Origin of the sequence: Peptoniphilus koenoeneniae, from assembly GCF_030812875.1 — a bacterium.
Taxonomy (GTDB): Bacteria; Bacillota; Clostridia; order Tissierellales; family Peptoniphilaceae; genus Peptoniphilus_B; species Peptoniphilus_B koenoeneniae.
The window spans coordinates 35,117-57,555 of record NZ_JAUSTN010000003.1 but is presented as its reverse complement, the minus strand read 5'-3'; the positions used below and the strand labels follow the sequence as shown (position 1 = coordinate 57,555).

The following is a 22,439-nucleotide window of genomic DNA, read 5'->3' as shown; positions in this document are numbered from 1 at the left end:
CAAACTTTAATAATTTCTTAACAATCATAATTTCTAAAGCTTTTAATAAAGATTTTAAAAATTGATGTATAATAAAAAAGAGGTGAATATTATGAAATATAGAATTGAAAGAGATTCAGTTGGAGAAAAACAAGTACCCTCAGAAGCTTATTACGGTGTACAATCCTTAAGAGCTTTTGAAAACTTTTCAATTACAGGAAGACATCTTCATCCTAAGATGGTAAAAAATTTGGCAATAATAAAAAAAGCTTGCGCCATAACTAATGAAAAAGTTGGCATCTTACCAAAAGAAAAAGCTGATGCTATAAAGTTTGCTTGTGATGAAATACTTTCAGGAAAATATTTAAAAGAATTTTTAACAGATCCCATACAAGGGGGAGCAGGAACATCTGCAAATATGAATGCAAATGAAGTTATTGCAAATATAGCAAATGAATATATGGGCGGAAAAAGAGGTACATATGAATTTGTCCATCCTAACGACCATGTAAATATGGGTCAATCTACAAATGATGTTTATCCTTCTGCAGGAAAACTTGGAGCTTTGGATTTAATCGAAGAAAGTTTAAAAGAACTTGACAGACTTTTTGAAGCCCTTGAAGATAAGGCTGAAGAATTTCAAAGCATTTTAAAAATGGGAAGAACACAATTACAAGATGCTGTTCCCATGACCCTAGGTCAAGAATTTAAGGCTTATGCATCTGTAATAAGTAGGGATTGCAGAAGAATAAGAAATGCATCAAAAGCCATAAAAGTTTTAAATATGGGCGGAACTGCCATAGGAACAGGAATAAATGTAGATAAGAATTATTTTGATATGATAGTTCCTGAAATTTCAAAATTAACAGGTTATGATCTTGTTCAAGCAGAAGATTTAATAGATGGCACAAACAACCTTGATGGTTTAGTTGAAGTATCTTCAGCCTTTAAAACTTGTGCTGTAAATTTATCAAAAATTTGTAACGACTTAAGACTTATGGGTTCAGGTCCTAAGACTATGATTGCAGATATAATTTTACCTGCAAAGCAAAATGGATCATCAATTATGCCAGGAAAAGTAAATCCTGTAATTCCAGAAGTAGTAAATCAAGTTGCCTTTAAAGTTATAGGAAATGATTTAACAATTTCCATGTGTGCAGAAGGTGGACAACTTGAGCTTAATGCATTTGAACCTGTACTTTTCTATTCTCTTTATGAATCTATAGAATATATGACTCATGCAGTTGCAACTCTTGTAGATAATTGTATAGTAGGAATACTTCCAAATGAAGCTCAACTTAAACATGATATTGAAACAAGTGTTGGAACAGTTACTGCTTTTGTTCCTCACATTGGATATCAAAAAAGTGCCGATATAGCTAAAGAATCACTTAAGACAGGAGTGCCTTTAAGAACTTTAATACTTAGGGATAAACTTTTAACAGAAGAAGAAATAAATGAAATTTTGGATCCTTCTGCAATGACAAGACCGGGAATAGCTGCAGAATATTTAATAAAACAAAAAAATCAAAAATAAAATAATAGGAGCATTAAAAAAGGTTGATTAGAAATAAAATTCTAACCAACCTTTTTTTATTAAAAATCAAAAAATAAGCATTTTATGTATGGTGGAAGCGGCGGGAGTTGAACCCGCGTCCAAAAATAGATTCCTAATAATTTCTCCGAGCGCAGTCTTTATTTAATATTCTGTTTAAATTTTCTAAAGACAAACAATTTAAACTATAACCTCATAATTACCCCCTTGGCTATGAAGTCTTGCCAAGCTTTGTTTCCCACAGGTTTTGACACCTTCCCCTTGACGTGGGCCTCAAGGTTCAGATGACGCTATTAAGCTGCGTAAGCTAAACTATTATTATTGTCGTTTATTTGTTTTGAGACTTTTAAAGTTGTTCCTCACAACTGCTCGCTACTAAAAGTTCACTATCCCTGTCGAAGCCAATTTCGCCCCCTAACGAGATAATTTTTTTAAATTTTTTTCATTTAATCTATATATTATATACCCAATTATTCCTCCAAGGGTGTTTAATATCATATCATCTATGTCAACACTGCGTCCAACAAAAAATTGTATGAATTCTATAAAAAGACTTATTAAAACAAAAACACTAGTGGCTTTTAAAAAGTTTTGAAATCTTTTGTATAGGGTGGAAATAAAAAATCCAAAGGGAACAAATATTAAAATATTTCCCACAATGTTTAAAAAAGAATGGAAAAACCCTGAATATTTTAAATAGGATCTTATAGTTCTAAAGGGAAAAATATTTACTCCCCAATAACCTGAGCCTGCCCTATCCTTAAAATTTCCAACAAAATCAAAATTTTGTGCACTTAAATCTATTCCGCCCCTACTTATTAAATAGTTGGGCATAAACATAAAAATACAAAGCATAAGGATATATCCAACGAGACAGGAAATTAAAATTTCTCTTTTTTTTGAAGATTTTTTTTTCAAATCATTAAAGAAATAAGTCCTCATGATACTGGCAAGTAAAAAGCCTATTACAAAGGCAATGACACCTCTTATGGCAAAAAATAAAATAAGTTTCATAGTTTTATATCACTTAAATTGTAAACAAATTGATCGCTTACACTTTTTAAAATATCAAGGACATTTTTATTGACTTCATCATACACACCTATTGTTTTCATGCCCAAAGTCTTAGCAGCTTTAAGAGCAAAAAAGGCATCATCTATTAAAGTAACATCTTTTGGATTGGAATTAAGCTTTTCTGAACAAAAAAGAAAAAAGTTGGGATTGTCTTTTTTAATTCCAATTCCATCACAGGTAATTATATCTGAAAAATATTTATATAAATCTTCTCTTTCTAAAAAGGGTTCAAGAAATTCATGAGGAGTTCCAGTACCTAAAAGCATTTTATAATTCATGTTTTTAAAATCTTGAAGGATCTCTCTTGCACCAATTTTTAAAAGGCAATCATTTTTATAAAAATTTCTTGCTATATCTTTCATCTCATCATAAATAGTCTCAGAACTTTTTTCTAATTTGAATCTTTCTTTAATAAAAGTGCTGCTCATTTTTAAACTCATAGTAGTCATTTCTTGAGCATCTTTTTCTTGTAAAATTATATTATTACTTTTTAAATAATCATAACCCAAGGCTCTCCACATTTTCATAGAATCTGCAAGAGTGCCGTCTAAATCAAAAATTACAGCTTTAATAAAAAATCACCTCACATACAAAAAAAAACTTGACTGTGCAAGTTTGGTGGTCGGAGTGAGAGGATTTGAACCTCCGGCCTCATGGTCCCGAACCATGCGCGCTACCAAGCTGCGCTACACCCCGCAATAAAGCATATAAAAGTGGTCGGGGTGAAAGGATTCGAACCTTCGACCCCATGGTCCCAAACCATGTGCGCTACCAAACTGCGCTACACCCCGACGTCACTTGTATATTATAGCTTTTTAAATAAATTTAATCAAGTATTTTTTTAATTAGTGTAAAAATTTGTTAAGACTTACTTTTTTACTTTCATATAAAATGGCAAGAGAAAGTATTATAAATGTTGTAAAAATCCCGATACTTATGTTAAAAATCATAGATTTATTAATAAAAAACATTTTAATATTTTTTAAGGCATGAGGAAATAATTTGTCTGTAGCTTTTAAAAATAAATTTGGGAAAAAAGATAAAAAAATCAAAAGAAATTTACTTTTATTATAATCAAGGGTAATTCTTAAAATGGAGTAGAGCATAAGTATTAAAAAAATAAAGCCGTTAATTATAAGTAAAAATGAAATTGTATTTTCATCAATTCTTCCTATTTTTTTGCAGATTAATACTGCTAAAAAATTTAATAAACTTAAAATTATAAATAAAAAGGCACTTACTAAAAATTTTGAAAAGACTATGTTTATACTGCTTACAGGTAAAGTCTTTACATAAGATAGGGTCTTATCTTTTACCTCAGCTTCACTTGCCATATTTACTACAAAGGCACAAACGATAATAAAAGCAATAAAGGCAGGTATAAAATCACCGCTTACATAGGTTATGCCTAAAGACAAAATAAAGATTAGTGGAAATAGCAAAAATAAATTGATTTTTTTGTTACTTAAATATATATCTTTTAAAAATAATCCTGTCATTTTTTTATTCTCCTTGCAAAAAACATTAGTAATAAACTGATTAAACATGAAATTAAAAATATTAAGCATAATTTAAAGGGATCTAAGTATATGGAAAAATTTGATAATTTTTTCAAAATATAGGGGAAAAATATAAGAGCCAAATAAATCATGGGAAATATTACAATCACATTTTGATTTAGATCGAGGATTTGAAAAGTATTTATTAAACTTAAAAAAACCATCTCTAAACAAATATTTACAATTAACAAATCAAAGTTTTCAAATTTAAATATTAAAAATAAAACAAATATGCTTATGGCTGATATAAGTATTAAAATAAAAGTAAAAATAAATTTTCCATCTACATAGGCTTTATACTGGGCTGGAAAGGTTTTAACCAAATTTTTAAAGTTTGAATTTCTATCAATTTCCCAGTTATTTAAACATTGCATTACAATAAAGATAAATAAAAAGTTAAGCCCCAAGGAAAAAACATTTGGCATTTGGTTTAAGGATACATAAATTATTAAACAACCTATAAGGATTGCCATAATTGAGGCTTTTAAAGAATTTTTAAAAATATAAAAATCTTTTAAGAGATAGGCTTTCATTTTATTCACCCTTTATAAAGAAGACCATTAATTCTTCTATATTTAAACTTTCAACGTCTGTATTGGGGTAGGAATTTTTAAACTCCACCTTATTTTTTATTAAGGCCTTGTAGTTATATTTATTTTTAATATATTTAAGCAGGTATTTTTTGTCTATTTTGTCAAATTCATCAGGCTTTATTATGGCAAGACCATAGTTATCTTTTAAGTCTATTATTGAGGATTTAAATACTATTTTTCCATTATCAATAAGGGTAATATAGTCTGCAATTTTTTCAAGGTCACTTGTTATGTGGCTTGAAATTAAAATTGAATGTCTTTCATCTTCAATAAAGTTATAAAAAATATCCAAAATTTCAGAGCGAATAACAGGATCAAGTCCCGTTGTAGGTTCATCTAAAATTAAAAGCTCAGGCCTTGAGGAAAGACTTGATGCAATTTTTGTTTTTACAAACATTCCCTTTGAAAATTCACGTAATTTTTTATTTTTTGGAATTTTAAATTTTTCTAAAAGTTCATAGTAATAATTAAGGTCATAATTTTTATAGATTTTATTTAAAACTTTTCCAATTTCATTGGGAGTCATTTGATCGGGAAAATAGGAGTCATCAAGGATAACCGCCATCTTTTCTTTTACATTTTTATCTAAACTTTTTCCTAAAACTGTGATTTGACCCTTATAATTTAACATTTTTAAAATACATTTTATAAAAGTTGTTTTACCAGCTCCATTTTCTCCTATAAGGCCCATAATAGTTCCCCTGGGCAAAAGAAAATTTTCCACTGATAAAGTAAAATCACCATAGGATTTTTCTAAATTTTTTACTTCTATTGCATTCATTTTAATCTCCGTTATAGATAATTTTTAAACTTTCAATAAGTTCTTCTAAAGATAAATTTAAATCTTTTGCAGATTTAACTGCCAAATCTAAATTTTCTTCAATTGCTTTTAATCTTTCTTCTCTTGCAAACTCAGAACTTTTTCCAGCAACATAGGTTCCCTTTCCTGCAAGGCTTACAATAAATCCTTCATTTTCCAAATCATTATAAGCACGTTTTGTGGTTATAACTGAAACTCTTAAATCTTTTGCAAGAGATCTCATGGAAGGAAGAGGATCATGAGCTTTTAAAGTTCCATCTATGATTTGATTTTTTATTTCATCTTTAATTTGCTCATAGATAGGTTTGTCTTTTGAGTTTGAAATTATTATATACATAAAGGCCTCCGTATATATCGTGTATATACAGTGTATACTCACTATATATACTTGTCAAGAAAATTTATAAAAAATATTTGTTATAATTAAAAAAGGTGATGAAATGAAAATTATAAGAGATTTAAAAAATAAGGTAAATGATTATGAAGTAATAAAAAATTTGCCAGAATACATTGAAAAAAATTATAAAGGGGCGGAAGTTTTAACTAGCGTAAGTTTAAAACTTGATAATTTCACTCAGACGGATTTTAAAAATCAAAGAAACAATTGTACTTTAACTTCGATTTTAAGGGTTCTTATGTACAACATAGATAAGTTTCAAGTTTTGCCAGAAAGTAAAGAAGTGCTTTATGAAGATATTTATAAGAGCGGGAAAAAATATTTTTTTAATGAAACCTTTGGTACCATGCCAATTATGATTTCAAACATTGTGAAGGATGTCTTTAAAGAATATAAGGTTAAGGGAAAGGTAAGGGGACATTATTTAGGAAATTTTTATAGGCCTATAAAAAGTGAGTTGGATAAGCGAAGGCCTCTTATTATGAATATAGTTTTTGGGGCTTATAAAAACCATTCTATAACTATAAGCGGGTATATAATTTTAAATTATAGGGGAATGAAAATAAAAATTCTTGAAGTCGTGGATAACTGGTCAAGTCAAAAAAGATTTTTAGATTACACGAGATTTAGTCATTCAATAAATTCTTTTAATACTTTCAGTCTTAATACAATTGAAATTAATTAAAATTAATTAAAAAAATAGCTTGGAACAGGTCCAAGCTATTTTAAAATTTAAAATTTTATTTTACTAATTTGTTTAATTTTTTTGTAAGTCTTGAAACTTTTCTTGCAGCTGCGTTTTTATGAATAATATTTTTAGCGGAAGCTTTTTTAAGTTTCTTGTCCACATCTTTAAGCAATTCCTTTGCATCGTCAGCTTTTCCTAAAGAAAGGGTTGATTCAAATTTTTTAATTGCTGTTTTTATTTCAGTTCTTTTTATTTTATTTTTAAGAGTATTTCTCTTACCAACTTGTATTCTCTTAATAGCAGACTTAATATTTGCCACTCAAATTCACCTCCAATTATTCTTTAAAGCTCTTAATATTTTACCACCCGGACATTACCATTGCAAGATTTATTTCATAAAATCAAGTTCTACTTGGTTTGCAACATCTTTGCCGTAGGTGGTAAGAAAGATTTTATTTTCTTTTTTTATTAAAGTTTTATATTTTATATTATTTTCTATTGCTTCCTTATAGTAGGAAAAAAGATCCATTTCAAATTTTTTTGAAGCTTCTAAAAGGTCTATGCCCTCTGTAAGCCTAAGGCCCATTATAAAATATTCGTTAATTCTATCTTTTTTTGTTAAATTTTCAACTTCCAGGGTGGGTTTTTTATTTTGATCTATTAGGGAAAAATATTCTTCAAAATTTCCCGTGTTGTAAAATCTTTTTAAACCAAGGTTTGAATGAGCATTAAGACCATAGCCTATATAGTCTTTAAGCTTCCAATAAGATAAATTGTGAGAGGAAGGAAAATTTTTTGCAAAGTTTGAAGTTTCATACTGTTTGTAGCCGATTTTTTCTAAATTTTTTACAAGATACCTGTACATTTGCCTATCTTTTTTTACGGGAGGAATTTTAATTTTTCCCTCTAAATATTCTTTTTTTAAAGGAGTTCCATCTTCTAAAATTAAAGAATAATAAGAAATGTGTTCAGGATTTAAAATTTTTATATCTTCAAGGGTATTTTTAATATCTTCTAAAGTTTGTCCAGGAAGATCCAGCATAAAATCCAAATTAAAATTAGTAAAACCGTATTTTTTTATTAATTTTACAGCTTTAAAAACATCTTCTCGCTTGTGAAGTCTTCCTATTGTTTTTAAAATTGTATCATTGGAACTTTGAGCACCCATGGAAATTCTATTTATCCCTGCCCTTTTATAAGAAAGGACTTTTTTTTCAGTTAATGAATTGGGATTTGCTTCAATTGTTATTTCAATTTCATCTTTTATATATTTTTTTAAAGCAGCCATTATTTTTTCAATGTAAACTCCATCTATTGCAGAAGGAGTGCCACCGCCTATAAATATTGATGAAATTTCATGGGGAGGAAAAATTTCTATTTCCCTTATAAGATAAGTTATATATTTTTCCACATTATCAAAGTTTGTAAAAGATAAAAAATCACAGTATTTACATTTTCTTTGGCAATAGGGAATATGGATATAAATGCCTTCTCTCATTCTTCGTCGTATTTTAAAACTGTTAAAAAAGCTTCTTGAGGAAGTTCTACTGAGCCTATCATTCTCATTTTTTTCTTTCCTTCCTTTTGTTTTTCTAAAAGCTTTCTTTTTCTTGAAATATCTCCACCGTAACATTTTGCCGTTACATCTTTTCTAAGGGCTCTTATAGTTTCTCTTGCTATAATCTTTGAACCTATAGCCGCTTGAATAGGTATTGCAAATTGTTTTCTGGGTATTACATCTTTTAATTTTTCGCAAATTTTTCTGCCCCTTGCATAGGCACTGTCCTTGTGAACTATCATGGAAAAGGCATCAATTAACTCTCCGTTAATTAAAATATCCAGTTTCACCAGTTCAGATTCCTTGTAGCCGTTTAATTCATAGTCGTAACTTGCATAACCTCTGGTTTTTGATTTTAAAGCATCAAAAAAATCATAGATTACTTCGTTTAAAGGAAGGTCATAGCTTATTAAAGCTCTTGTTTCTTCAAGATATTCCATATCTATAAAAGTTCCACGCCTATTTTGACATAAATCCATTATGGCACCGACATAATCAGTGGGAGTCATAATTTCAGCCCTTACAATAGGTTCTTCCATAAAAGAAATTTCACTTAAATCTGGAAGATTTGTAGGATTTTGAATTTCTATTAAATTTCCGTCAGTTTTCATAATTTTATAAATTACTGAAGGAGCTGTTGTAACTAAATTTAAATTAAATTCTCTTTCAAGTCTTTCTTGAATTATTTCCATATGAAGTAGACCTAAAAATCCGCATCTAAATCCAAAACCTAAGGCAACGGAAGTTTCAGCTTCAAAAGAAAGGGCAGCATCGTTTACCTGTAATTTCTCAAGAGCTTCTCTTAATTCCTGATAATTTTCTCCCTCGCCAGGATAAATTCCGCAAAAGACCATAGGAACGACCTTTTTATAACCGGGGAAGGGTTCCTTTGTAGGATTTATAGGATTTGTTATAGTATCCCCCACTCTTGCATCCTTTACATTTTTTATTGATGCAGTTATATAACCTACATCACCGGCACTTAATTTATCAAGACTTATAAGCCCATTTGCCGTTATACCTACCTCAACAACTTCAAAGGTATTTTTTGTAGACATCATCTCAATGGTGTCTCCGGGTTTTACAATTCCGTCTTTCACTCTTACATAGCATATAACCCCCCTGTAAGAATCGTAATAGGAATCAAATATAAGGGCTTTAAGGGGTGCATTTTCATCTCCTGATGGTGCAGGTATATGCGAAATAATACTGTCAATTACATCCTGAATATTAAGTCCTGTTTTGGCAGATATTAAAGGAGCATTTTCCGTATCAATTCCAATTATATCTTCAATTTCTTTTTTTACTTCATCTGGTCTTGCACTGGGCAGATCTATTTTATTTATTATAGGAACAAGTTCCAGGTCCTGATCAATGGCAAGATAGACATTGGCAAGAGTTTGAGCTTCCACACCTTGGGTAGCATCCACCACAACAAGAGCCCCTTCACAAGCTGCAAGAGACCTTGAGACTTCATAATTAAAGTCAACATGACCGGGAGTATCTATTAAATTAAAAAGATACTCTTCACCATTTTTATCAGTGTAAACAAGACGAACAGCCTTAAGTTTTATTGTGATTCCTCTTTCTTTTTCCAGATCCATGGAATCTAAAACCTGATTGTTCATCTCTCTTTTTGTAAGCATTCCAGTTTTTTCTATTAATCTGTCTGCAAGAGTGCTTTTACCGTGGTCAATATGTGCAATTATTGAAAAATTTCTAATTCTTTTTTGTCTGTCCATTTAATCTCCTAATTTATATTCAGAGTTTATTTTCCCTCTTTGTTTAAAGGGAAGTATTCTAAAAGCAACAATACTTTTTATGTTCTTTTTTGTAATTGGGCCGAATTCTCTTGAATCCTCTGAATTTTCTCTATTGTCACCCATTATAAAATATTGGTCATCCTTTAACTTATACTCATCAGATTTTACAAAACCTTCCACCAAAGAAGGGTAGCTTGTAAGAGGATCGGTTATAGCATCTCCTATATAAGATTCTTCTATTAGCTTTCCATCTATATAAACTTGACCTCCTTCAAATTTTATAGTTTCTCCAGGAAGGCCTACAACTCTTTTTATAAACTTTCTTCTTTCTCCCTTTATAGGTGGGCTTACTACAACTATATCTCCTCTTTTTACTTGCCCGTATTTTTTATAGGACAAACAAAATAATTTGTCTCCATGACTCAAAGTGGGATACATGGATTTTCCATTTACAGATGCAATAGTAAAAACAAAATTTCTTATTAAAAGACCAATTACTATTGCAATTATTATAGTTTTAATTATAGATAAATTTTCTTTTGACATTAAAATTCTCCTTAAAGACTAATTTTAGTAACTTTAATTTTAACATATAGATGTAAAAACTTAAAAAATTTTTAAAAAATTAGCACTTAATCTTGACAAGTGCTAACACTTTGTATATTATATAGATAAGCTTTAGCACTCGCACTGAATAAGTGCTAAGAATAGGTGGAGGATTTATATGGATGAAAGAAAAATTGAAATTTTAAATACAATTATAAAATCCTATATTAAGTCCGCTGTGCCTGTAGGATCCAGAACCATTTCAAAAGAGTCAGGACTTGGTATAAGTTCTGCAACAATTAGAAATGAAATGGCAGACCTTGAAGACTTAGGTTATTTAAACAAACCACACACTTCAGCAGGTAGGGTACCGTCTACTAAGGCTTATAGATTTTATGTTGATGAAATTCTTCAAATTTTTAATGGAAATGATTTTTTAAACAATAGACTTAAAGACAGAATTTTGTCAGATGCCACGGGCATTGAGGATATTTATAAAAATACTGTAAAGGAACTTGCCAATTATACAAATTGCGTTTCCTTTATAATCACTCCAAAAAAAAGAGATACAAAAATTAATCACATTGAGCTTTTGAAGTTGGATGAAACTTTAGTCCTCATTCTTCTTATAGGAAATAGGGGAGTTGTGGAAAAAGATATTATAAGTTTAAAATTTCCAATAAAAAATAGCGAACTTAATATGATAAAGGCTTATCTAAACTCTGAGCTTACACAAATTGAATTTAATGAAATTGAAGAGATGAAAGTTACTGTGACAGGAGAACTTTTAAAACACAAAGATTTTATCTATGATGTGATAAAACGTGCAAGCACTTTTAATTCTCACATAAAATCAGTGGATATCTATTATGACGGATTGGGAAATGTCTTAAACTTTTTGGATTTTAAAGACATTACCGGTGCAAAAAATTTTATGACTTTACTTGAAAATAGAAGTTTATTTATTGAAGCACTTTCCTCAATGGAAGATTCCAACATAGATGTATCCATAGGAGATGAAAATGACAGTGATCTTTTAAAAGACATGTCCATTGTGAGAGCAGGTCTTAACGTTCCGTCAAAGTATGGACAAATAGGAATTTTAGGTCCTATGCGAATGGATTATCAAAATTTGTTGGATTCAGTTGCGTTATTTAGAAATATTCTAAGTGATATTATTATGAGAGTTTTATAAGTGAGGTGATATTTTGAATCGTGATATTTATGAAAAAAATGAAAGTGAATTTGAAGAAGAAGTTAAAGATAAAAGTCAAGATATAAAAAATGATGAAATATCGGACTTAGAAGAAAATAAGCCGGAAGTAGAAATACTTGAGCCGGAAAGAGATTCCAACTATTTAGAAAAAGAGGAAGAAAAAGCAGAAGATCCTCTTCAAAAACAGTTGGATGAATTAAAAGACAGGCACATAAGACTTCAAGCGGATTTTCAAAATTTTAAAAGAAGGGCTAATAATGAAAAAGCCGAGTATCTAAATTTAGGTGTTCAAAAACTTGCAAATGATCTTTTGCCGGTTCTTGACACTTTTGAAAGAGCTATTGAAGCTTGTGATGATAAAGATGCTTTTTATGAAGGGATTGTTCTTATTGAAGGACAACTTATAGATACTCTTAAAAAGCACGATATAGTTGAAATAGAAGCATTAAACAAACCTTTTGATCCCAACTTTCACCATGCTGTAATCATGGATGAGAGAGAAGATTGTGAACCAGGTATAGTAACTGAGGTTCTTCAAAAAGGTTATATGATTGGAAATAAAGTATTGAGACCTTCAATGGTTAAGGTTTCAAAATAGGAGGTAAATTAATATGTCTAAAATTATTGGTATTGACTTAGGAACAACAAACTCTGCAGTTGCAGTTATGGAAGGCGGGGACGCTATTATTATTCCAAATATTGAAGGAAACAGAACTACACCATCTGTAGTAGCTTTTACAAAAGACGGAGAAAGACTTGTAGGTGAAACTGCAAAACGTCAAGCTATTACAAATCCAGAAAGAACTGTTCAATCAATAAAAAGAGAAATGGGCCACGATTATTCAGTGAATATTGATGGCAAAAAATATACACCCCAAGAAATTTCAGCAATGATTCTTCAAAAATTAAAATCAGATGCAGAATCTTACTTGGGAGAAAAAATTACAGATGCAGTAATTACAGTTCCTGCATATTTCACAGATGCTCAAAGACAAGCAACTAAGGATGCAGGAAAAATTGCAGGTTTAAACGTTAAGAGAATTGTTAACGAACCTACAGCAGCAGCACTTGCTTATGGAGAAGATAAAAATAAAGACTCTGAAACTGTTATGGTATACGACTTAGGTGGAGGTACTTTTGATGTTTCCATCCTTGAACTTTCAGACGGAGTTTTTGAAGTTCATGCCACTCGTGGTAACAACAGATTAGGTGGAGATGACTTTGACAACAGACTTATAGATTATCTTGCAGAAGAATTTAAAAAAGAAAACGGCGTTGACTTAAAGAATGATAAAATGAGTCTTCAAAGATTAAAAGAAGCAGCTGAAAAAGCAAAGAAGGAACTTTCTTCTACAATGTCAACAAATGTAAATCTACCCTTTATTACAGCTAATGCATCAGGACCTCTTCACTTGAACATGGATATTACAAGAGCAAAATTTGAAGATTTAATTGCAGATCTTGTAAAGAAAACTGAAGGACCTGTTCTTGACGCATTAAAAGATGCAGGAATGAGTGCAAGTGACATTGATAAAGTTTTATTAGTAGGTGGTTCAACAAGAGTACCAGCAGTTCAAGCTTGCATTAAAAAATTAATAAACAAGGAACCTCAAAAAGATATTAATCCAGATGAATGTGTAGCTTTAGGTGCTGCAATTCAAGGTGGAGTATTATCAGGAGATGTAAAAGATTTACTACTTCTTGATGTAACACCTCTATCTCTTGGAATTGAAACAATGGGTAATGTAACAACAAGACTTATTGAAAGAAATACTACAATTCCAACTAAGAAATCACAAATCTTTACAACAGCAGCAGACAATCAAACATCAGTAGATATTCACGTTCTTCAAGGTGAAAGACAAATGGCTCAAGACAATATTACTCTTGGAAGATTCCAACTTGATGGAATTGCACCGGCAAGAAGGGGAATCCCTCAAATAGAAGTAACTTTTGATATTGATGCCAATGGAATTGTAAATGTATCTGCTAAAGATTTGGGAACAGGAAAAGAACAACACATAACAATCACATCTTCAACTAATATGAGTGAAGAAGAAATTGATAAAAAAGTAAAAGAAGCTGAAATGTATGAAGAAGAAGACAAGAAGAAAAAAGACTTAATAGAAGCTCGTAACAATGCAGATTCAATGATTTATCAATCAGAAAACACTCTTAAAGAAGTGGAAGGTAAAATCAAGGCAGAAGATAAAGAAAAAATAGAAAAGGCAATTTCAGAACTTAAAGAAGTAAAAGATTCTGAAAATGTTGAAGAAATAAAGAACAAGACCGAAAATTTAACAAAAGCTTTCTATGCTATATCAGAACAACTTTATAAAGAAGCTCAAGCACAACAAGGCGGTGCAGGAGAAGGCAAGTCAACAGCAGAAGATGATGTTGTAGATGCTGATTACGAAGTTGTAGATGAAGATGACAACAAAGAAAACAAATAAAATAAATAAAAGTGGCTTTGGCTTAAAGCCACTTTATTTTTTTACTTTTAAAAATTTTTTATTTAGTATAAAATATTCCTTTGATTGGTGGTGAAAATTTGAGAGACTTTTATGAAATTTTGGAAATTGAAAGATCATCCTCTCAAGAAGAAATAAAATCCTCTTATAGAAAACTTGCAAAAAAATATCATCCGGACTTAAATCCAGATGACAAAGAAGCTCAAGAACACTTTAAAGAAATAAATCTTGCCTATGAAGTTTTGTCAGATGACAACAAAAGACAAATATATGATACTTATGGCGAAGAAGGTCTTAAAGGGAACATGGGCCAGGGAGGCTTTGGAGGCTTCTCAGACATCTTTGGAGACTTATTTGACATATTTGGTGGCGGATTTTCTTCCGGCTATGATACGTCCTATGAGGACTTCAGGAAGAGGCCTGTTAGAGGATCTGATATAAGGGCTGATATAACAATAGAATTTAAAGAAGCAGTTTTCGGAACAGAGCGAGAAATAAATATAAAAAGAAGCGAAACCTGTGAACATTGTCATGGAGAAGGAGCAGAACCGGGCACAGAGAAAAAAACCTGTGATAAATGTAAGGGAACCGGAAAAATGAAAACCGTAAGACAATCAGCTTTCGGAAGATTCATGCAAGTAGAGCCTTGTGACAAATGCAAGGGCACAGGAGAAATAATTGAAGATCCCTGTAAAGAATGTAAGGGAATAGGCAAAAAAGTTGTAACAAAAAAAATTAATGTTAAAATCCCTAAGGGCATTGACGATAAAATGGTCATTTCTTTAAAAGGTGAAGGAAATGCAGGAGACAATGGAGGAGAAAAGGGAGACCTTTATGTATATGTAAATGTTAAGGAAGATAAAATCTTTAAAAGAAGCGGAAATAATATTTATATAGAACTTCCAATAACCTATTCAGATGCAGTTTTAGGAGGAAAAATAAAAGTTCCGACTCTAACATCAATTGTAGATTATGATATTCCTGCAGGAACAAGCTCTGGGACAACTTTTAAAATAAAAGGAGAAGGAGTTCCATTTATAAAAAGAGAAGCTAAGGGAGATTTATACTTTAGAGTAGACATTCACGTTCCTCGAAAAATTTCCGATGAAGAAAGAGAAATTCTTGAAAAATTAAGATTACACGAAGGAAAAGAAATTACAAAAGAAAGAAAAACTTTTTTTGATAAGGTAAAAGAGATATTTGAATAAAAAGAGTGAGTTTTAAAACTTGCTCTTTTTTTTTGAAAAAAAGGAAAATTGAAAAAATAAAATTACTTTAATATAATAAAATTAAGAAAAAATTTTAAAGAAGGAATAAATATGAAATATATAGAACTTGTTGTAAAATCAGAAAATAAACTTAGGGAAGAAATTTTAAATATTTTTTATAAGAATGATATTTTTACCCTTGAAGAATATTCAAAAGAAATATTAAATGAACTAAATAATGCAAAAGATTCCTGGGACTATGTAGATTCTGAAATTTTTAAACTTAAAGATGAAGAGCTTATAATAAAAGCCTATCCCCATGAAGAAAAGCTGGCAAAAAAAATAAAAAAAGAACTTAATGAAAAAAATATTTATTGCGAGTTTATAGAAAAAGACGATGAAGATTGGGCAAACAATTGGAAAAAATATTATCATCCCATAGAAGTAGGTAAAAGGCTATTAATAAAACCAAGCTGGGAAGAAGTAGAAGATACAAATAGAAAAATTATAGAAATAGATCCAGGTATGGCCTTTGGAACAGGAAGTCATGAAACCACATATATGTGTCTTGAAGCCCTTGAAAAATATCTTAAAAAAGACCAAAAGGTTTTTGATGTAGGCTGTGGCTCAGGAATACTTTCCATAGCAGGCGTAAAATTGGGAGCAAAAAAAGTTATTGCAGTGGACTTGGATAAAAAATGCGTGGAAGTAACCCTTAAAAATGCAAAACTAAACAAAGTAGAAGATAAAATTGAAGTTTACGAGGGCAATCTTCTTGATGTAGTTGAAGGAAGTGCAGACCTTATAGTTTCAAATATAATAGCAGAAATAATAGCTGGTCTTGTGGGCGATTTAAGAGTCCATTTAAATGAAAAGGGCATATTTATTTCTTCAGGTATAATAAAAGAAAAAATAGACTTGGTAGAAAAAGCCTTAAAAGAAAATGGTTTTGAAATTTTAGAAATAAGAGAAAAAAACGGTTGGGCACTAGTAGTAGGTAGATTGTATGCATAGATTTTTTGATGAATCTAGGGAGCTTTCAAAAGAAAATCTTCACCATATAAAGGTTCTTAGAATAGGAAAAGATGAAGAATTTGAAATAGTAATAAAAGACAAACTCTATCTTGCAAAATTTGATCAAGAGCTTGAAATTTTAAAAGAACTTAAAAAAACTCACGAAACAAAAATTCCTGTAATTCTTTATATGGCCTTAGTAAAAGGGGACAAGATGGAAAAAATTTTAAGCCAGGCAACGGAAGTGGGCATAAGTGAATTTTTCCCTCTAAAATTAAAAAGATCTATAAGTGACATATCAGCAAAAGAAGAAAAAAAACTTATACGTTGGAATAAAATTATAGAATCAGCTGCAAAACAATCAAGACGTGATATAATACCTAAACTAAATAAAACCGTAACAATTGAAGAAATAGATTTTGAAAATCTTGTAATAGTTCCCTATGAAGAAGCTAAAGAAAATACCATAAGAAAAGCCTTAGAAGATGTAAAGACAAAAAAAATATCTTTAGTCATAGGGCCCGAAGGCGGTTTTGAAGAAGAAGAAATAGAATATTTAAAAAATAAAGGAGCAAAAATTGTTACATTAGGGCCCGGAATATTAAGGGCTGAAACAGCAGCAATAGTAAGCTCATTTACAGTAATAGAGGAGATAAGATGAAGACATTTTCAATACTGACTCTTGGTTGCAAAGTTAATCAATATGAATCTGAAGCAATGAAGGAGTTGTTTGAAAAAAATCAATATGTGGAAGTGGATAAGGAAACGGATGTTGCAGATGTTTATATAGTAAACACCTGCACTGTTACAAACTTATCCGACAGAAAATCCAGACAATATATAAGAAGGGCAAAAAGAGAAAATCCCGATGCAATTGTTGCAGTAGTAGGCTGCTATTCTCAGGTATCCCCAAAAGAAGTAGAAAGTCTTGAAGATGTGGACATAATAATAGGAACCAGTGAAAGAGAAAGAATAGTTGAACTTTGCGAAAACTATAAAAAAGATCAAGGCAAAATAAATATAGTAAGGTCTTTAAAAGGAGATAGGGAATTTCAAAAAATAAAGACAACAAGAGAGCATATAATGACAAGGTCTTATATGAAAGTTCAAGATGGTTGCAACAGATTTTGTTCTTACTGCATAATTCCCTATGCCAGAGGAGAAATTCGCTCAAGGACCATAGAAGATTCTCTTGCAGAAGCAAAAGTATTGGCAAAAGCAGGTTATAAAGAAATAGTTTTAACAGGAATTCACATAGGTAGTTACGGAAAAGATCTGGGAGATAAAAGACTTATAGACTTAATTGAAGCCATAGGAAAAGTCCAAGGAATAGAAAGAATAAGACTTTCATCAGTAGAGCCTGTAATAATAACCGATGAATTTATGGAAAGAGCCATTGAAACAAAAAAACTTTGTGATCACTTTCATCTTTCCTTGCAAAGTGGCTCAAATAAAATTTTAAAAGCAATGAACAGACGCTATACCAGGGAAGAATATATGGAAAAGTGTCAAATAATAAGAAAATATATGCCCTATGCAGGTCTTACAACGGATATAATAGTAGGTTTTCCCACAGAAACAGATGAAGATTTTAATGATAGCTTAGATTTAGTTGAAAAAGTAAAATTTTCAAAAATTCATGTTTTTAAGTATTCCAAGAGAAAAGGCACTCCTGCTGCAAGTATGAAAAATCAAGTTGATGGAAATATAAAAATTGAAAGGAGCGAAAAACTTCTTGAAACAAACGATAGGCTCATGGAAGAGTTTATAGAAAAAAATAAAAATAGAAGTTTAAAAGTGCTTTTTGAAGAGAGAAAGGGAGATTACTATGAGGGCTACACTACAAATTACATTAGGTGTAAATTAAAAACTCAAGAAGAATTAAAAAATAAGATAATAAATGTTAAAATAAAAGGTGTAGAAAAAGAAGAAGCAGAAGTAGAAAAGGAGGACTAATGGACTGTTTATTTTGCAAAATAATAGCAGGAGAAATACCCTCAAAAAAAGTTTACGAAGATGATCTTATTTATGCTTTTGAGGATATTAATCCGGAAGCGCCGGTACATTTTTTAATAGTTCCAAAAAAACATATAAAAAATGCAGAAGAGCTGTCGGGAAAAGATAAGGACTTAATAGGTCATGTGTTTTTAACTGCAGCAAAGATATTAAAAGAAAAAGGCGTTACAAATGGATTTAGAATCGTAAATAATTGCAAAGAAGACGGAGGTCAAACAGTAGATCACCTGCATTTTCATGTGCTCGCAGGAAGAAGCTTACAATGGCCACCAGGTTGAGAAAGAGGGCAAGAATTAAACTTGCCTTTTTTTTATTTTTTAAAAAAATTTTTATATAATTTTTATTAATTCATATAAGGTAAATATTTTTTACATTGTGTGATAATATATATTTGAAAAATAATGACATGAAATTAAAAAAATAATATTAAATTTGGAGGAAAAATGTTCGGCGTTTATGTTTTAACGGTAAGTGACTCATCTTATAAAGATGGAGTTGAAAAATCTTCAGGACCTGCTCTTGAAGAATATTTGACAAAAAATAATTTTAAAGTTGTAAATAGAGGAATTGTTTCAGATGACAGGTCAGTAATTGAAGATAAACTTTTGGAACTGGACAGAGATGAAAATATAAGCCTTGTTGTTACAACAGGAGGAACAGGTTGTTCAAAAAGAGATAACACTCCTGAAGCAACAATAAATGTTTGTGAAAGAATTGTGCCTGGTCTTGCTGAAGAAATGAGAAGAAAAGCTTCACAGTCTACAAGAGAAGCTCTTTTATCAAGGGCAGTCTGTGGAATAAGACAGGGAACTTTAATTATAAATTTACCAGGCGGACAAGAAGCTGCCATAGCATATTTATCTTATATTATTGATGTAATACCTGAAGCCCTAAAAATTCTTGCAGGAATAAGAAAAGATTGTTTGAAAATTCATAAAAACGACTGAGGTGTTATAGATGAAAAGCATGACAGGTTATGGACTTTATCAAAAGTCCGATGAAAATTACAATGTTAAAATAGAAATAAAAAGTGTAAATAATCGCTATGCTGAAATAAATATAAGATTGCCGAAAAATCTTTTTGCCATAGAAGATAAAATTAGAAAATTTATTAAAGATACTGTAAAGAGGGGTAAAGTAGATGTTTTTATAAACATTGAATATTTAAGCCAAAACAATGAAGACATTAAGCTAAACATTCCTTTGGCAAAAGCCTATATGAAAAATCTTTTGGATTTAAAGGAAGAACTTGAACTTAAAGACCCTATAAGCTTAAGGGATATTTATACTTTTCAAGGAGTTGTAACAAGTTCCATTTCTGACGAAGAAGATCATGAGCTTAATAATTTAATTTTTCAAACTCTTGAAGGTGCAGTAAAAAAATTTGATGAATTTAGAAAAATTGAAGGGGAAAATTTAAAGGCGGACTTAAAAGAAAAAATTAAAAATATAAAAACTTTAAATGATGAAATCAAGGATCTTGCACCTATAAGTCTTGAAGAAAATATAAAAAAATTAAAAGAAAATATAGAAAGTCAACTTAAAGACCAAAGTCTTGACAAGGCAAGGCTTTCAACGGAAGTTGCCCTTATGTGCGATAAGCTTGCAATAGATGAAGAAATTACAAGGATTTATTCACATATTGACCAGTTTAATGATATAATAAAGGATACAAATCCAATAGGTAGAAAGTTGGATTTTTTGTTACAAGAGCTTAATAGGGAGTCAAACACCATAGGCTCTAAATCTACAAACACAAAGATTATAAACACAATTGTGGTTCTCAAAAGTGAAATTGAAAAAATAAGGGAACAAATACAAAATATTGAGTAGGCGGTGAAATTTTGTCCAAAGGTTTTTTACTTGTGCTAAGTGGACCTTCCGGAAGCGGAAAGGGTACTGTAAGTGAAGCACTGTTAAAAGAAAATAAAGAAATAGTATTTTCAACTTCAGTAACAACAAGAACTCCCAGACCAGGAGAAGTAAACGGAGAAAATTATTTTTTTGTAAGTGTTGATGAATTTGAAGATATGGTAAAAAACGACGGGCTCTTAGAATATGCCTTTGTCCATACAAATTATTACGGCACACCTAAAGAGTTTGTGTTTAATGAAATTGAAAAAGGCGAAATAGTTCTCCTTGAAATTGACGTTCAGGGAGCCCTGCAAATAAAGAAAAAATATAAAGAAGCAGTATTTATATTTTTGTTGCCGCCGACTATGGACGAGCTTAAACAAAGACTTATAAAAAGAGATACGGAAACAGAAGAAGAAATAAATACAAGATTTAGAAATGCCTTTAAAGAACTGGATTTTGTAGGAGAGTATGATTTCTTTGTTGTCAATTCAACAGTGGAAAAGGCCGTATCAGATATTGAACATATTATTGCCGCTGAAAAGCTAAGAACAAAAAGACATTCAGATATAAAAAATGAAGTTTTAAAACAGAAAGGAAAATTAGATGATAATACCATCATTTGAAGAAATTAAAAAAATTACAAACTCAAGATATTCTCTTGTAATGCTTGTTTCAAAAAGAGCAAGAAAAATTGTAGACGGAAACGGACCCTTAGAAGATACGGAACTTACAAAACCTGTTTCCATTGCTCTTCAAGAAGCTGTAGATGGAGTTATAAAATTCGGTCCACCTATGACAAACAGCCAATACGATAAAAAAATTAACGAAGAAAAAGAAAAGAGGCTTGGAATTTTAAGAGAAAAATATATGATTTTATCTGACGAGGAAGTTTCTGATGATCTTGAAGGATAAAAAAATTCTCTTAGGAGTAACAGGGGGGATTGCCGCCTTTAAGGCAGCAAGTCTTGTAAGCGGATTAAAAAAGCAGAAAGCTCAAGTAAAAATAATAATGACAGAAGGAGCAACTCATTTTGTAAGTCCTCTTACCTTTCAAACTTTGTCAAATAATCCAGTCCATATTGAACAATTTGACCAAATGAAAAATATGGATGTGGAACATATAGCCCTTGCAAAATGGGCGGACATAATAGTTGTTGCTCCTGCCACTGCAAATACAATTGCAAAGATAAATTGGGGCATTGGAGATAATCTTTTAACAACAGTTCTTTTAGCAAAGAGGTGTCCTGTTTTAATAGTTCCTGCTATGAATACTTACATGCTTAAAAATGAACAGACTCAAAAAAATTTGGAAGATTTAAAGAAAAAGGGTTTTTTAATAAGCTCAACTCAAAATGATTTACTTGCCTGTGGAGATGTGGGCCAGGGGAAAATGCTTGAGCCTTCAGAAATTATTGATCTTATTGAATATCAATTGACAGAAAAAGATCTTTTTGGAAAAAAATTTGTTATAACTGCAGGAAGAACTGAAGAAGCTCTTGACCCTGTAAGATTTTTATCCAACCATTCTTCTGGTAAAATGGGTTTTGCTCTTGCAAAGGAAGCTTTTTATAGAGGAGCTCATGTAGTTCTTATTAAGGGACCTGTTGAAAATAAAGGTCCTAAAGTTGACAAAACTATTGATATTATTTCTACTGAAGATATGTTTAATGCAGTTAAAGAAGAAATGAAAGATGCTGATGTCATTATTAAAGCTGCAGCTCCGGCAGATTACAGACCTAAGTTTTATCAAAAGGAAAAAATAAAGAAAAATTCAGAAAAAGATATGACTTTATTAGAGCTTGAAAAAAATCCTGACATTGCAAAATATGTAGGGCAAGTGAAAGAAAACAGAGTCCTAGTTGGATTCGCTGCAGAATCAACAAATGAACTTGAATATGGAAAAAACAAACTGGCAAGTAAAAATATGGATTTAATTGTAATAAATAATATTAAAAGCCAAGGAGCAGGATTTAAATCGGACACAAACATTGCAAGTATTATTGATAAGTCAGGAAATCTTGAAAAATTTGACATTATGAGCAAAGAAGATCTTGCAAAAATAATTATAGACAAAGTAAGAGTATTATTGAAGTAGGCTAAAAACCTACTTTATTTTTTGGAAGTG

General features: G+C 30.7%; 25 protein-coding genes, 2 tRNA genes and 1 other RNA gene. 15 read left to right on the top strand and 13 right to left on the bottom strand.

The features are described 5' to 3' along the window. The first annotated feature begins 91 nt into the window (after positions 1-91). A complete protein-coding gene (locus tag J2S72_RS03180) occupies positions 92-1,516 on the top strand; it encodes an aspartate ammonia-lyase (protein ID WP_023055338.1) in 1,425 nt (474 codons plus the stop codon). Between the two features lie 89 nt (positions 1,517-1,605). Here the strand turns inward: J2S72_RS03180 and ssrA are convergent. From ssrA to J2S72_RS03135, 9 genes are all read right to left on the bottom strand, one after another. Further along, positions 1,606-1,949: a transfer-messenger RNA gene (gene ssrA / locus J2S72_RS03175) on the bottom strand. Next, on the bottom strand, positions 1,949-2,548 hold the full coding sequence (locus tag J2S72_RS03170; RefSeq protein WP_036739341.1) for a VanZ family protein: 600 nt from the start codon (positions 2,546-2,548) through the stop codon (positions 1,949-1,951). Before J2S72_RS03170 ends, ssrA begins: the two co-directional genes overlap by 1 nt. Then, positions 2,545-3,168 carry an HAD family hydrolase gene (locus J2S72_RS03165; protein WP_255349230.1) on the bottom strand — a complete coding sequence of 208 codons (624 nt, stop codon included), beginning with the start codon at positions 3,166-3,168 and terminating at the stop codon, positions 2,545-2,547. The genes J2S72_RS03170 and J2S72_RS03165 overlap by 4 nt, the downstream gene beginning before the upstream one ends. Positions 3,169-3,227: 59 nt before the next feature. Further along, a tRNA-Pro gene (locus tag J2S72_RS03160) sits at positions 3,228-3,304 on the bottom strand. Between the two features lie 18 nt (positions 3,305-3,322). Further along, positions 3,323-3,399, bottom strand: a tRNA-Pro gene (locus J2S72_RS03155). A gap of 54 nt (positions 3,400-3,453) precedes the next feature. Then, positions 3,454-4,107, bottom strand: coding sequence for an ABC-2 transporter permease (locus J2S72_RS03150; RefSeq protein WP_023055442.1), 654 nt, complete (start codon positions 4,105-4,107; stop codon positions 3,454-3,456). Beyond that, entirely contained in the window at positions 4,104-4,700 is a 597-nt protein-coding gene (locus tag J2S72_RS03145; RefSeq protein ID WP_023055371.1) for an ABC-2 transporter permease, read from the bottom strand. The genes J2S72_RS03150 and J2S72_RS03145 overlap by 4 nt, the downstream gene beginning before the upstream one ends. Before the next feature lies 1 nt (position 4,701). Then, positions 4,702-5,541 carry an ABC transporter ATP-binding protein gene (locus tag J2S72_RS03140; protein ID WP_023055424.1) on the bottom strand — a complete coding sequence of 280 codons (840 nt, stop codon included), beginning with the start codon at positions 5,539-5,541 and terminating at the stop codon, positions 4,702-4,704. Position 5,542: 1 nt separating this feature from the next. After that, complete coding sequence (locus tag J2S72_RS03135; RefSeq protein WP_023055365.1) at positions 5,543-5,917, bottom strand: GntR family transcriptional regulator; 375 nt, start codon at positions 5,915-5,917, stop codon at positions 5,543-5,545. 103 nt (positions 5,918-6,020) lie between these two features. On the opposite strand from J2S72_RS03135, the gene J2S72_RS03130 reads away from it, so the two are divergent. Continuing rightward, complete coding sequence (locus J2S72_RS03130; protein ID WP_023055343.1) at positions 6,021-6,662, top strand: C39 family peptidase; 642 nt, start codon at positions 6,021-6,023, stop codon at positions 6,660-6,662. Positions 6,663-6,717: 55 nt separating this feature from the next. Here the strand turns inward: J2S72_RS03130 and rpsT are convergent, their stop codons facing one another. The 4 genes from rpsT to lepB form a co-directional block, all read right to left on the bottom strand. After that, positions 6,718-6,984 carry a 30S ribosomal protein S20 gene (gene rpsT, locus J2S72_RS03125; protein WP_023055348.1) on the bottom strand — a complete coding sequence of 89 codons (267 nt, stop codon included), beginning with the start codon at positions 6,982-6,984 and terminating at the stop codon, positions 6,718-6,720. A 69-nt stretch (positions 6,985-7,053) separates the two neighbouring features. Continuing rightward, complete coding sequence (gene hemW, locus J2S72_RS03120; protein ID WP_023055325.1) at positions 7,054-8,163, bottom strand: radical SAM family heme chaperone HemW; 1,110 nt, start codon at positions 8,161-8,163, stop codon at positions 7,054-7,056. Beyond that, entirely contained in the window at positions 8,160-9,965 is a 1,806-nt protein-coding gene (gene lepA, locus J2S72_RS03115; RefSeq protein WP_307494967.1) for a translation elongation factor 4, read from the bottom strand. Before lepA ends, hemW begins: the two co-directional genes overlap by 4 nt. Next, positions 9,966-10,532, bottom strand: a complete 567-nt coding sequence (gene lepB / locus J2S72_RS03110) for a signal peptidase I (protein ID WP_023055377.1) — start codon at positions 10,530-10,532, stop codon at positions 9,966-9,968. It lies immediately after the preceding gene. 178 nt (positions 10,533-10,710) lie between these two features. Here lepB and hrcA point away from each other — a divergent pair, with 178 nt between their 5' ends. The 13 genes from hrcA (at position 10,711) to coaBC (ending at position 22,409) form a co-directional block, all read left to right on the top strand. Beyond that, entirely contained in the window at positions 10,711-11,727 is a 1,017-nt protein-coding gene (gene hrcA, locus J2S72_RS03105; protein WP_023055334.1) for a heat-inducible transcriptional repressor HrcA, read from the top strand. Between the two features lie 13 nt (positions 11,728-11,740). Beyond that, on the top strand, positions 11,741-12,346 hold the full coding sequence (gene grpE / locus J2S72_RS03100; protein ID WP_023055404.1) for a nucleotide exchange factor GrpE: 606 nt from the start codon (positions 11,741-11,743) through the stop codon (positions 12,344-12,346). 13 nt (positions 12,347-12,359) lie between these two features. Next, positions 12,360-14,201, top strand: coding sequence for a molecular chaperone DnaK (gene dnaK / locus J2S72_RS03095; RefSeq protein ID WP_023055393.1), 1,842 nt, complete (start codon positions 12,360-12,362; stop codon positions 14,199-14,201). Between the two features lie 98 nt (positions 14,202-14,299). Next, positions 14,300-15,427, top strand: coding sequence for a molecular chaperone DnaJ (gene dnaJ, locus J2S72_RS03090; protein ID WP_307494966.1), 1,128 nt, complete (start codon positions 14,300-14,302; stop codon positions 15,425-15,427). Positions 15,428-15,538: 111 nt separating this feature from the next. After that, positions 15,539-16,441 carry a 50S ribosomal protein L11 methyltransferase gene (gene prmA, locus J2S72_RS03085; RefSeq protein ID WP_023055333.1) on the top strand — a complete coding sequence of 301 codons (903 nt, stop codon included), beginning with the start codon at positions 15,539-15,541 and terminating at the stop codon, positions 16,439-16,441. After that, the gene (locus tag J2S72_RS03080; protein WP_023055396.1) at positions 16,434-17,102 is read left to right on the top strand and encodes an RsmE family RNA methyltransferase; all 669 of its coding nucleotides are present in this window, start codon (positions 16,434-16,436) and stop codon (positions 17,100-17,102) included. Before prmA ends, J2S72_RS03080 begins: the two co-directional genes overlap by 8 nt. Next, complete coding sequence (gene mtaB / locus J2S72_RS03075; RefSeq protein ID WP_023055329.1) at positions 17,099-18,397, top strand: tRNA (N(6)-L-threonylcarbamoyladenosine(37)-C(2))-methylthiotransferase MtaB; 1,299 nt, start codon at positions 17,099-17,101, stop codon at positions 18,395-18,397. Before J2S72_RS03080 ends, mtaB begins: the two co-directional genes overlap by 4 nt. Continuing rightward, on the top strand, positions 18,397-18,735 hold the full coding sequence (locus J2S72_RS03070; RefSeq protein WP_023055366.1) for a histidine triad nucleotide-binding protein: 339 nt from the start codon (positions 18,397-18,399) through the stop codon (positions 18,733-18,735). The genes mtaB and J2S72_RS03070 overlap by 1 nt, the downstream gene beginning before the upstream one ends. A 165-nt stretch (positions 18,736-18,900) precedes the next feature. Further along, positions 18,901-19,404: a MogA/MoaB family molybdenum cofactor biosynthesis protein gene (locus tag J2S72_RS03065; protein ID WP_023055383.1), complete on the top strand. Its 504-nt coding sequence runs from the start codon at positions 18,901-18,903 to the stop codon at positions 19,402-19,404. Positions 19,405-19,414: 10 nt separating this feature from the next. Then, the gene (locus J2S72_RS03060; protein ID WP_023055369.1) at positions 19,415-20,290 is read left to right on the top strand and encodes a YicC/YloC family endoribonuclease; all 876 of its coding nucleotides are present in this window, start codon (positions 19,415-19,417) and stop codon (positions 20,288-20,290) included. Between the two features lie 11 nt (positions 20,291-20,301). Beyond that, entirely contained in the window at positions 20,302-20,937 is a 636-nt protein-coding gene (gene gmk / locus J2S72_RS03055) for a guanylate kinase (RefSeq protein WP_023055409.1), read from the top strand. Continuing rightward, on the top strand, positions 20,918-21,226 hold the full coding sequence (gene rpoZ / locus J2S72_RS03050) for a DNA-directed RNA polymerase subunit omega (protein ID WP_307494964.1): 309 nt from the start codon (positions 20,918-20,920) through the stop codon (positions 21,224-21,226). The genes gmk and rpoZ overlap by 20 nt, the downstream gene beginning before the upstream one ends. After that, positions 21,210-22,409: a bifunctional phosphopantothenoylcysteine decarboxylase/phosphopantothenate--cysteine ligase CoaBC gene (gene coaBC, locus J2S72_RS03045; protein WP_023055367.1), complete on the top strand. Its 1,200-nt coding sequence runs from the start codon at positions 21,210-21,212 to the stop codon at positions 22,407-22,409. The genes rpoZ and coaBC overlap by 17 nt, the downstream gene beginning before the upstream one ends. The last annotated feature ends 30 nt before the right edge of the window (positions 22,410-22,439 follow it).